The following is a 12,018-nucleotide window of genomic DNA, read 5'->3' as shown; positions in this document are numbered from 1 at the left end:
GGTAAAATTACAACAATATCCCACAAATTTACACTTTTCTACACTATTTTTTTATTAACAACGCAGTGAGCCCTTATCAAATCAGCTATTGCAACGAAAAACATTTTCCCATAATTATTAGAGAAATTCTCTAATTTGGGATTTTTTATGCGATTTTATGGTGTAAATACAGGTGTTTAACACAGATTTTTATCGAAATTAATGAAAAGTGGTATTTTTTAATTTATATATAATATTAAAATGATATTTTGATAAAGATTACATAAAACAAAGTGGAATTTTTCATCTTTTAATTTTGAAATTAATTACACAAAATTTACTTATATAATTTTTATTTAACTTTGCAAAAAAGTTTAACCATGGCAATAGATAATGAAATAAAAACACAAAACGAGTCTAAACTTATTGATGTTGACGAAGTTATACTATCTAAATCGCCTACTTTGCACAAATGGCTACCAAAATTTGTAGTCAATAGGTTGAAAAAAATAATACATCAGGACGAAATAAACGATTTTATATCGCGAAATAAGCATTTGCATGGTCACGACTTTGTGAATGCCATAATTACCGAATTTGGAGCTGAGGTTGATTATTACGGAATTGACAATATAAAAGCCAACGAACGCTACATTATAGCCGGCAATCACCCTTTGGGCGGCTTAGATGGCATAGCCTTGCTATGGGTTGTCGGCAAAAAAAACAAAAACATTGTTTTTCCGGTCAACGACTTGCTTATGAATTTAGATAACCTTAGCGAGTTGTTTATTCCCATAAACAAGCACGGAAGCAACAAAGACAACATAAAAAGCATAGAAGACACTTTTGCTTCCGACAAAACTATTTTGTACTTCCCTGCCGGCATATGCTCAAGAAAACAAAATAAGATTATTTGCGACTTGCAATGGAAGAAAACTTTTATTAAAAAAGCCGTTACCCACAAGCGAGATGTTATCCCTTGCTACATAGATGCGGTTAATTCCAAAAAGTTTTACAATATAGCTTCGATGAGAAAGAAATTAGGTATTAAAGCTAATATTGAAATGATATATTTGCCCGACGAAATGTATAAACAAAAAGGTAAGCATTTTTCAATTACTTTTGGCTCGCCAATACCGTACACTACATTTGATAACAGGTACAATGATAATGAATGGGCTCAAAAGGTAAAAGAATTTGTATATAGCTTAAAAAATAACCCCGATGGTAAATTTATACCGTAATTTGCATTGGAAATTTACCACATAACGATAAACAATACGACAATGAAAGAAATAATTCCTCCGATAGAAAAATCACTTATTGAAAAAGAACTTACAGAATCTACATTGCTATGTAGAACTTTTAAAGCTAACAGACAAGTTCATGTGATAGATTGCCACAATGCTCCTAATACCCTTAAAGAGATAGGCAGACTTAGAGAAGTAACGTTTAGAGATGCCGGTGGTGGTACAGGAAAAGAAATAGACTTAGATGAGTTTGATTTATCGCCAAAAAATCCGTTCAAACAACTAATTGTGTGGGATCCTACCGAAAAAGAAATTATTGGTGGCTACAGATACATTGAAGGACACGAACTTGAAATTAACGAAGCCGGAAATGTTTCAACTCCTACGGCTCATCTTTTCGATTTTTCAAAGGAATTTATTGCTAATTATTTACCCTACACAATTGAGTTGGGCAGGTCGTTTGTTCAGCCTGATTATCAGCCACAAAATAATCCACGTAAAGGTATATTTGCGTTGGATAATATTTGGGACGGATTGGGTGCTTTGGTTTTCTCGAAACCTGAAATAAAATACTTTTTCGGCAAAATTACTATGTACTTATCGTACGATAAATACGCCAGAGACCTTATACTGTTTTTCTTGAACAAACACTTTGGCGACAAAGAAAAGTTAGTTGTTCCGCACGAACCTTTGACATATTTCGGCGATGCTTCCGAATACGAAAAAATATTCAATGCCGATAATTACGACGACGACTATAAAATTTTAAACAAAGAAGTCAGAAAACAAGAAACTCACATACCGCCACTTGTCAATGCCTATATGAATTTGTCGGATACTATGTTGTTTTTCGGAACATCTTTAAACAAGGAATTTGGCGATGTTGAAGAGTCGGGAATATTGATGTTAATAGATGATGTAAAGGAAGAGAAAAAAGAAAGATACATTGACCTTGTTGTAAACAAGAATAAATAAAAAAGTGAGTATTACCAGCGCAACATTTGTTAAGTCGGCGGTTAGTTTAAAAACCTGCCCAACAGCCAATATACCGGAATTTGCATTTTTCGGCAGGTCGAATGTGGGCAAATCTTCGTTGATAAATCAACTTACCGGAATAAAAGGCTTAGCCAAAACATCGTCGACCCCAGGCAAAACTCAACATCTAAACTTCTTTTTAATAAATGAGAGTTGGCATTTAGTAGATTTGCCTGGCTACGGCTATGCTAAGGTTGCAAAAAGCAAACGTAAAGATTGGGAAAACGTAATAAAAAATTATTTAATCAAAAGGAATAACCTTTTATGCTTGTTTTTGCTCATTGATTTAAGACATTTGCCACTTGACGTTGACCTGCAATTTATCGACTGGCTTGGCAAAAACGGCATACCGTTTTGTATAGTTTTCACTAAACGCGACAAACTTTCCAAAAAAATATACGAAAACAACCTATCGGAGTATAAGAAAAAACTTTTGGAAGACTGGGAATCCCTTCCTCCTATTTTTGTAACATCAGCCAATAAAAATATTGGGATAGATGAGTTATATGCTTATATTGAACAATTAATAATGGTGGTTGGTGATGAGTGATGAGTGATGAGTGATGAGTGCAGAGACTTGCCACTAAAAATCACAGACCACCGAATAAAAAACAAAATTATGATACTTTCATTTAAAGACATGGATGTTTGGAACAACGCAATGGATTTAGTTGATAAAATATATGTATTAACTAAACAGTTCCCTAAGGATGAACTTTTCTCTCTAACATCTCAAATAAGAAGATGTGCTGTTTCTATTCCATCTAATATTGCAGAAGGGTTTAATAGAAAGAACACAAAAGAATATATTCAGTTTTGTTATGTCTCCCTTGGTTCCATAGCTGAATTAGAAACTCAAATATACATAGCTTATAGACAAAAATATATACGATCGATAGATGACATTTTAGAATTAATTGTGGTAACCAGAAAACAACTGATAAATCTAATCAAAAAATTAGAAGCAAAAATCAAGTGAGTGAAGGGTGATGAGTGAAGAGACTCGCCACCCAACACCCGCCACCCATCACCCATCACTCAATAGAGAACAGCTTGGCGTTTTTAGGAACTTTTTCGTTCACTTTGACACAAATTTCTTTAATCTTACCATTGTCGGGTGAGAAAATTGTGTTTACCATCTTCATTGCTTCCATGTCTACAACCGGATCGCCTTTTTTAATTCTTTGACCCTTTTTTACATAAACATTTTTAACCGTTCCGGGAATGTTAGAAAAAACCTCGTTTGGGTCTTTTGCAACATATTTTTTGCGGTTTAAAAACTTATTGGTAAAAAGCGTTCTGTATCTAACATCACCTATCAGAAGTGTTTTGTAGCTTGGCTCTTCGGATTTTTCGACTTTTTCAGCCGGTTTTGCTGCTACGACAGGCTCAACAGTTTTTTTAACAGGCTCTTTTTCTTTAGCCACCGGAACTGCCTTTTCAACTTTTGCACTTGCTTTTACCGTTTTAGCTGTTGCTTCAGTTTTAACAGTCTTAGCCGGCTCTTTGGCTTTTGCAGTCGTCTTAGCCTTTACAGGTTCTCTACCCTTTGTCGGCTGTTCTTTAGCGCTAGTGTCCTTATTTATTTTAGTATTATCTTTTTCCATATTTCAAATTTTAAAATTACAGTTAATAAAAATAAAATCACAAAAACTGAAATACTAAAATGGCGGAATGCCGTGCTTTTTAGCAGGAGTCTCAACCTTTTTATCTTTCGAAATATCTAAAGCATGTATAATCATTTCTCTTGTTTCCTCAGGGTTTATAACTGCATCAACATAACCGTATGCAGCAGCCACGTATGGATTAGCAAATTTTTCTTTATATTCTTTAATCTTTTCTTTTCTAACTTCTTCGGGATTTTCCGCTTCTCTAATTTCATTTCTGAAAATAATATTAGCTGCTCCTTCGGGTCCCATAACCGCAATTTCAGCTGAGGGCCACGCAAATACGAAATCTGCACGCAAGTGGCTAGAACACATAGCAATATAACCACCACCATATGCTTTACGTGTGATGATAGTGATTTTTGGCACTGTTGCCTCGCTGTACGCGTACAAAATTTTTGCCCCGTGACGGATAACGCCGGCATGCTCTTGGTCGACGCCAGGAAGATAACCAGGTAAATCTACGAAAGTAACCAAAGGAATATTAAATGCATCGCAGTAGCGAATAAAACGTCCTGCTTTATCGCTGGAATCAACGTCGAGAACGCCTGCAAGCACAAGTGGCTGATTGGCTACAAAACCAACTGTCATACCGTTAATTCTGCCAAATCCAACAACTATATTTGCTGCAAAATGTTCGTGAACTTCTAAAAATTCTGAATCGTCGCTTATGGCTCTAATGATATCTTTAACATCGTAGGGCTGACGTGGATTATTTGGGAAAATTTTAGAAAGGTCAAAATGTTTTGTTCTGGGTGCTTTTTTAGGAAAAACATCAGCTTTTTTAGTGTTATTCCACGGAATATAGCTGAATAATTTTTTTATCTGCTCAAAACATTGAAATTCGTTTTCTGCAAAGAAGTGAGCGTTACCTGTAGTTTCCGCTTGCACTCTGGCTCCGCCTAATTCTTCCATTGAAATTTCTTCGCCCAATACTGTTTTAATAACTTCGGGTCCCGTGATAAACATTTTTGAAATTTTATCAACCACAAAAACAAAATCGGTAAGAGCCGGGCTGTACACAGCGCCGCCTGCACAAGGTCCTAAAATTACCGAAATTTGTGGTATAACTCCCGATGCTTGCGTATTGCGATAAAAAATTTCGCCGTAACCTGCAAGTGAGTTAACGCCCTCTTGAATACGCGCTCCACCCGAATCGTTAATACCAATTAAAGGTACTTTAAGTTTCATGGCGTGATCCATAATTTTGGTTATCTTTTTTGCGTGAGCAAAACCAAGAGAGCCGCCGGCAACAGTAAAGTCTTGTGCAAAAATACAAACCGGAAAACCGTTTATGGTTCCTGTTCCTGTAATTACACCGTCGCCTGGCAAATATTTGTCGCTCATGTCGAAGTCGGTTGAAGCGTGGCTTACAAATAAATCATATTCGTAAAATGATTTGGGGTCTAATAACGCCTGAATACGTTCTCTGGCAGTTAGCTTTCCTGTAGCTTTTTGTTTTTCAATAGCCTTAGTTCCACCGCCCTTTAAGGCAGCTTGCATTCTTCTTTTTAAATCTACTGATTTTGAATTTGTTGCCATAGTTTTTGTTTTTAAATTATTTATATTTTTGGTCAGTTATTTTTCAAATTAATTTACAATAATAGCAATTTTTTATAAATCATCAAACAAGAAATGTTTTTTTTATGAATATTGAAGAACTTAGAGATTTTTGTCTTTCCCTACCCCACGTTACAGAAGGCTTTCCTTTTGATGACGAAGTTTTGGTTTTTAAAATTTTTAACAAAATATTTTTATTAACAGATTTAGAAAAAGAATTTGCCATATCAATAAAAAACACTCCTGAACTTATTGTAAATCAGCGAGAAATGTACGAAGCCGTTTCCCCAGGATTTCATTTGAACAAAAAACATTGGAATACTGTAAAAATTGATGGCAGCATTGACGACGAAACTTTACTTTTGTGGATTAAGCAATCGTACAATTGCGTAATGGCTAAGCTTCCTTACAAGGACAGAAAAAATATCGCCTTACTTTAATTTTTTAATAAAGATTAACAATCGTTATTCCGCTGCCACCCATTTCTATAGGTGCTTCTTCAAAACTTTTTACCAATTTATTTTTTAACAACATTTGGCGAATAACATTCCTTAGTATTCCATCGCCTTTGCCGTGAAGTATTTCCACACTGTACACGTGCAACATACTTGCTTCTTGCAAATACTTTTCAACAATATCGGTAGCTTCTTGCGCATTTTTTCCCCTTATGTCTATGCCCGACTTAAATTGCTCAGATTTTTGACTTAAGGAAAATGTGCCCAAACTTGCGGAACCGCCTTGTTGCTGTGTAGTACCCTTGTATTTTGGATGCACAACCTGCAACTGATTTATGTTTGCTTTCATTTTAAGATTATCGAAAGCTATCAGAGCTTCATTTTGATTGATGTTTACAACTTCGCCTACCATATTTGAATCGGGAAGTTTAACCATGCTACCCACAACAACTTCTGCACCTGCAATAATAGGTACTATATCAGCAGATTTTTTCTTGCTTTTTGACTTTGATTTTAACTTTACGTCAGAAAGTTCTTTGTTTTTTTCTGCAACTTCATCTTTAAATTGTTTTACAATCTCGCGTTGCTTTTTAATATTTTCTTTGTTAGCCTTAGTTTCCTTGATGTTTTTAACCGTATTTTCAATTATTCTGTTTGCATTATTAATAATGTCTTGCGCTTCTTTGTAAGCTTTTTTCAATTCGGCTTGCTTGCTATCGTTAAGCTCTTTGATTTGCGTTTCGTACTTTTCAACAAGTTGATTGAGAGTTTTGTCGGCTTCAGCGATTTGTTTCTTTTGCTGAATAATTTTATCCTTCTCAGCATCTAAGTTTTGCAACTCTCTTTCAAAATTAAGATGAGAATACCCAACCTTACCCGACGCTTTTTCAATTACGTTTGTCGGAAAATCAATAGAAGCGGCTATTTCAAAAGCAAAAGAGCTGCCTGCATTGCCTATGTTGAGCTTGTACAGCGGTTTTATTAATTGCATATCGAAAAGCATGGCAGCATTAACAAACCCATCTTGTTCGTAAGCCATTTTCTTCAGATTTGAATAGTGAGTTGTAACCAATCCCTTAGCTTTAACCGAATTGAGTTGTTCCAAAACCGCTTCGGCAATTGCCCCACCAGATTGCGGGTCGGTTCCGGAGCCGAACTCATCAATTAAAAACAATGTTTTTTCGTTGGCTATCTCTAACAGTTGTTTTATGTGCAACAAATGACTTGAATAGGTACTCAAATCATTTTCAATAGATTGATGGTCGCCAATATCAATAAAAATATGTTCGAAAATTCCGGCTACGCTGCCATCATCAACAGGAATTAAAATTCCACATTGCAACATATATTGCAACAAACCCAAAGTTTTAAGTGTAACCGATTTGCCACCGGCATTTGGTCCCGACAGCACGATTATCCTATCATCGCATGTGATTTTAATGCTAGAAGGCACAATTTTTTTGCCTTGTTTTTTTAGCGATATATTTAATAAGGGATGCTTGGCGTTTTTCCAATCAACGATAGGTTGGTCGGTGAGCTGCGGCAAATTGCAATTATTGTCTATTGAAAACTTTGCCTTAGCAATTACAAAATCTAATTTTCCTAAAAAGTGCGTAGAATCTTTAAAATGTCTGAAATGCGGTCGCAACTTGCTTGTCAGCTGTATCAGAATTTTAACAATTTCGCGTCTTTCGGCAAGTCCCAATTCCTTTTTCCTGTTAATTGCTTCAATAACTTCAAAAGGCTGAATATAGGAAGTCTGTCCCGTGGAAGACTCATCTATTACCAAACCTTTTATTTGTCGCTTATTGGCACTTTTTATTGGGATAACCGATATACCATTTCTGATGACAATTTCGGTATCCGAGGGCAATATTCCACTGCTAACCGACTGCTTCAAGCAACGTTGCATTGTATTTTCTATCTTCTGATTCGATTTTGAAAGCTCAGCACGTATTTCCCTCAACAATTCGGAAGCATCGTCTCTTACTTCTCCAAAATCATTGATAACTTCGGATATGAGCTGAATAATGTCTTCATCAATATAATTGTTGGAATTTAAACTTGTTATGAGCGGAAACTTTTCTGCATCTACTTTCGATAAATACAAGAAAAAATCAGTGTAAATTTGATAGTTGTTTCTGAAAACGACTAATTGCTCAGTCTCTAAATATGTACCTTCAACCGCTAATAAATCTAAGGTTTCATCTAAAGAAAAATATTCCTGCATAGAAGGAAAATTTCCTTGCTGTATTAGGGATTTAATCTCAAAAGTTGTTTGAAGTAAATTGTTGAGCTCAGTTGGGTCAGTAATAAATTGCATTTCGGCAACTAAATTTTTGCCAATATCACCTTTGCAAAAGCCGTTTATCATGTCTTTTACGCTACCAAACCCGACTTTTGTTTCTACTCCCTTATTGTTATTTTTGTAAATGCTCAAAATCTTTGTTAATTATCAATTGCAAAAGTACAAAAAGCTACTGATTTTTAAATTCGCATACAATTGAATTAAATTTGAACAAAAATAAAAACTTGAATTTGGAAATCGGCTTTGAGATACTCGAAAGTTTTAATGAAAATATCTGTTAAAATATTCCGACAAAAACAATATCTTTGCAAAATTAAAGTTAAATAGATTGAGTAAACTATAATTTATTGCAAGCGTATTTTGTAATTAAAAACTTCAACTTTTGAAAAGACAAAAACTACATAACATATACCTACTTGTTGTAGTAGCACTATTTATTTCAGGTTGTTCGACCAAAAAAAACACTACTTTTACAAGAGCATATCATAACCTAACCACCCATTATAATGTATATTGGAACGGCGAAGAGAGCTTTAAAGAAGGTAAAAAAGTGCTGAACGATAATATTTTGGAGAATTACAACTTGGTTTTACCTGTTTATTACTACGGCAGTGCCGATGCAGCTCGAAAAATATATCCGCAAATGGAGAGAGCCATTGAAAAAGGACAAAAAGCAATTCCAAAACACTCGCTTTACTTCGATGGCAAAGAGTACAACAAATGGATAGACGATTGCTATTTGCTGATAGCCAGAGCGCAATTTTACAAGCAAGATTACGCTAATACGCTAAAAACTTTAGATTACATCATTACTCAGTTTCCGAATAGCGAAGCAGGATTTGTTTCCCAATTATGGAAAGCAAAAGTTTTTATTGAGCAAAAAAAATACGATGAAACCGTAATGCAGCTTAATCTTATTGAAACAGAATTGCTTAAAGGCAAGCAGCGCTTTAAAATACAAAGACAAATACCCCTTGTGTTTGCCGATTTTTATTTGAAAACCGAAAGCTACGATTTGGCAAAAGTTTATCTGAGAGAGGCTCTACAAGTCAACCGTAGGGGTAAAATGGCGGCACGACTTAATTTCATTAGCGGACAAATTGCTCAAAATGAAAAAAAATACGCCGAAGCCACAAAGTTTTATCAAAAAGTTGTAAAAAGTTCGGCACCTTACGAAATGATTTTTAATGCTCGCATCAATATGGCACAGTCTTTCGATAAATCTACCGGAAACTTTGCCAATTTGGAAAAACAGCTTAAAAAGATGCTCAAAGATGTGAAAAACAAGGACTATAGAGACCAAATATATCACGCACTTGCCGAACTTTCGATAACAAATAAATCGCACGACTCTCTGATTATTGACTATTTGCGAAAATCGGTTGCTGCCAGCGTTAAAAACAATTACCAAAAATCGGCTTCGGCATTACAACTTGCCGACATTTACTTTGCAAAAGAAAATTATACCGAATCGGCTTTATACTACGATACAGCCCTACAATCGCTACCAAAAGAGCACCCAAACTATAAGGAAATCAGTGTAAAAACTCATACGCTTACCGAGTTGGTTGAAAATCTGAAAATTGTTCAGCACGAAGACAGCTTGCAAAGAATTGCCAAACTTCCCGAAAAAGAAAGAGACGCAATTATTGCAAAAATTATAGAAAAATACAAGGCAGATGAACGTCGCAGACAGGAAGAAGAAGAAAGAATTAGAATTGAAAACGAAATGATGCGTAGCATTCCCGACCTTGGCAACCGCGCAGGCATTGATGTTACGGGACAAAGCGGAAGCTCATGGTATTTTTACAATCCTTCGGCTCTAAGTATGGGCTTTTCGGAATTTACACGCAAATGGGGAAGACGAAAGTTGGAAGATAATTGGCGACTTACAAATAAAGACGTTTTAGTTTCGTTTGACAGCGAAATCGGCGTTGGTAGTGAGCCCATAGAAGGCGACTCGATAAGCAAGGAACGTGGCAAAACCGCTCAGGTTTCCACCGATCCGCTTAATCCCGAAACATATTTGGCTCAACTGCCTAATACGCCCGAAAAATTAGAAATCTCCAACAATAAAATAGCTAAAGCTACTATAAATTTAGGATATATATATAAAGACGGTTTGGACGATATAGACAACTCGGTAGCATCGTTTGAAAACTACATAGAACGTTTTCCCGAAAAAGAAGACCTGCTTACAATATACTATCAGCTGTACTTAATCGGTATAGAAACTAAAAACGACGAGCTAATAAGAAAGTACAGAAGTTTGGTTTTGAGAAATTATCCCGACTCCGATTATGCCGAAATAATCAGAAATCCTGATTACAACAAAGAACTTCTTGCTAAAAAGAATAAAGAGAATTTGCTTTATCAAGATGCCTTTAGAGCATACGAAGCTAAGCAGTATAAGCTATTAGAACTATACACAAATCAAGGATTGGTTAATTCCGACAATCCTGACCTAACCCCGCGTTTTATGTACCTTAATGCTGTGGCAAAAGGCGAGTTGCAGTCTGTAGACTCGCTTATAGCATCGTTTGAAAACTTGGTGAAAAAATATCCAACTCACCCTGTTGCTCAATTGGCAAGAGAAACATTGGAAATTCACAAAGGACCGCAAACAGCAACTACTGCACCCGAAACATCAAGCACCACACAACCCAGCGTTGCCCAAAGCGGTAGCCTATTGCAACCTGCATTCGGCTCAACTGCCGACACCACAGTGCCAAAAATTTATAAGGTCAATTTAGAGCAAACTCACTTCTACATCATTATAGCCGACGAAAATGTCGTAAATATTAACGCTCTAAAAAACAGAGTATCCGACTTTAACACCAAATCGTTCAGCAAATCAAGCCTTACAATAAACTCAATAGTTATAGATGGTGGTTATCATATGGTTACGGTTACAAGTTTTAGAAACTCCAAAGCTGCTATGGATTACTACCACGCAATTGGTCAAGACGACTACGTTATGGGAATGCTGAATAATACCAACAACCTGAAATTAGTTATATCAATGGAAAATTATCCTATTTTTTATCGAGAGAAGCAGTACAACGGCTATATGAACTTCTTTAAAAAATATTACAAACCATAAAAACTATGAGCAGAAAAAACACTAATACTAATGAAGCTGAAGATAGGACGCTTCAGTCGATGAACCTTGTTGGCAAAGATACGGTAATTGAAGGCGAAATAAGAACCAAAGGCGACCTTAGGATAGATGGAAAAATAAATGGAGAAATTAACTCCAATGGCAAAGTGATAGTTGGAGTTAGTGGAAGTATTAAAGGTGCTTTGAATTGCAGAAATGCCGAAATTTTGGGTACTATAGAAGGTAACGTTTCTATTGAAGAGCTTATAAACTTGCGCTCGACGTCGGTTATTGAAGGCGATATTTTTACCAACAAACTCGCTATTGAAAACGGAGCCATATTCAACGGCAGATGCAGCATGGGTAATAGTAAAAAAGAGCCCGATAATGAAACAAAAGGACAGTAAAAATAAAAGACCCCTTTTTTATTACGCAAAATACTCAAGTTTGGCACTGCAAATGATAATTATTATTGGCATAGGATGCTTTGCAGGAATAAAATTAGACAAGTGGCTTAATATAAACTTCCCGATATTTACCGTAAGCCTAACTCTTTTTGCAGTTGCAGCTGCCATATACATTGGCGTTAAAGATTTATTGTAAATTCCTGTTTAATAAAATACTAAGGTAGCAAATTGAGTTTACCAATAGACTAAAATTGGTT

The 12,018-nt window shown here is 35.7% G+C and carries 11 protein-coding genes; 8 read left to right on the top strand and 3 right to left on the bottom strand.

All coding sequences use genetic code 11. The annotated features are described in order from the left end of the window. The first annotated feature begins 359 nt into the window (after nucleotides 1–359). The 4 genes from PHP31_06080 to PHP31_06065 all read left to right on the top strand — a co-directional run bounded on the left by PHP31_06080 (nucleotide 360) and on the right by PHP31_06065 (nucleotide 3,243). A complete protein-coding gene (locus PHP31_06080) occupies nucleotides 360–1,223 on the top strand; it encodes a 1-acyl-sn-glycerol-3-phosphate acyltransferase (protein ID MDD3738843.1) in 864 nt (287 codons plus the stop codon). A 42-nt stretch (nucleotides 1,224–1,265) separates the two neighbouring features. After that, nucleotides 1,266–2,204: a GNAT family N-acetyltransferase gene (locus tag PHP31_06075; protein ID MDD3738842.1), complete on the top strand. Its 939-nt coding sequence runs from the start codon at nucleotides 1,266–1,268 to the stop codon at nucleotides 2,202–2,204. 4 nt (nucleotides 2,205–2,208) lie between these two features. Further along, a complete protein-coding gene (gene yihA / locus PHP31_06070; protein ID MDD3738841.1) occupies nucleotides 2,209–2,814 on the top strand; it encodes a ribosome biogenesis GTP-binding protein YihA/YsxC in 606 nt (201 codons plus the stop codon). 69 nt (nucleotides 2,815–2,883) lie between these two features. After that, nucleotides 2,884–3,243, top strand: a complete 360-nt coding sequence (locus PHP31_06065) for a four helix bundle protein (protein ID MDD3738840.1) — start codon at nucleotides 2,884–2,886, stop codon at nucleotides 3,241–3,243. Nucleotides 3,244–3,298: 55 nt separating this feature from the next. Here PHP31_06065 and PHP31_06060 read toward each other — a convergent pair whose 3' ends face one another. Next, on the bottom strand, nucleotides 3,299–3,871 hold the full coding sequence (locus tag PHP31_06060; protein MDD3738839.1) for a biotin/lipoyl-binding protein: 573 nt from the start codon (nucleotides 3,869–3,871) through the stop codon (nucleotides 3,299–3,301). Nucleotides 3,872–3,925: 54 nt separating this feature from the next. Next, the gene (locus PHP31_06055) at nucleotides 3,926–5,473 is read right to left on the bottom strand and encodes an acyl-CoA carboxylase subunit beta (protein MDD3738838.1); all 1,548 of its coding nucleotides are present in this window, start codon (nucleotides 5,471–5,473) and stop codon (nucleotides 3,926–3,928) included. Between the two features lie 104 nt (nucleotides 5,474–5,577). Between PHP31_06055 and PHP31_06050 the strand changes: the two genes are divergently transcribed. After that, nucleotides 5,578–5,931 (top strand): MmcQ/YjbR family DNA-binding protein, encoded by a 354-nt coding sequence (locus tag PHP31_06050; protein MDD3738837.1) that lies wholly within the window; start codon nucleotides 5,578–5,580, stop codon nucleotides 5,929–5,931. 4 nt (nucleotides 5,932–5,935) lie between these two features. Here PHP31_06050 and PHP31_06045 read toward each other — a convergent pair whose 3' ends face one another. Continuing rightward, complete coding sequence (locus PHP31_06045; protein MDD3738836.1) at nucleotides 5,936–8,386, bottom strand: Smr/MutS family protein; 2,451 nt, start codon at nucleotides 8,384–8,386, stop codon at nucleotides 5,936–5,938. Nucleotides 8,387–8,636: 250 nt separating this feature from the next. Between PHP31_06045 and PHP31_06040 the strand changes: the two genes are divergently transcribed. The 3 genes from PHP31_06040 to PHP31_06030 are packed head-to-tail and all read left to right on the top strand — an operon-like array spanning nucleotide 8,637 to nucleotide 11,957. After that, nucleotides 8,637–11,357: a tetratricopeptide repeat protein gene (locus PHP31_06040; GenBank protein MDD3738835.1), complete on the top strand. Its 2,721-nt coding sequence runs from the start codon at nucleotides 8,637–8,639 to the stop codon at nucleotides 11,355–11,357. 5 nt (nucleotides 11,358–11,362) lie between these two features. Beyond that, nucleotides 11,363–11,761, top strand: a complete 399-nt coding sequence (locus tag PHP31_06035) for a polymer-forming cytoskeletal protein (GenBank protein ID MDD3738834.1) — start codon at nucleotides 11,363–11,365, stop codon at nucleotides 11,759–11,761. Beyond that, nucleotides 11,742–11,957 (top strand): AtpZ/AtpI family protein, encoded by a 216-nt coding sequence (locus tag PHP31_06030; GenBank protein MDD3738833.1) that lies wholly within the window; start codon nucleotides 11,742–11,744, stop codon nucleotides 11,955–11,957. The genes PHP31_06035 and PHP31_06030 overlap by 20 nt, the downstream gene beginning before the upstream one ends. Nucleotides 11,958–12,018 lie beyond the last annotated feature (61 nt).

It is taken from the genome of Lentimicrobiaceae bacterium, assembly GCA_028697555.1.
Lineage (GTDB): Bacteria > Bacteroidota > Bacteroidia > Bacteroidales > UBA4417 > UBA4417.
This window is presented reverse-complemented; position numbering and strand designations above follow the sequence as displayed.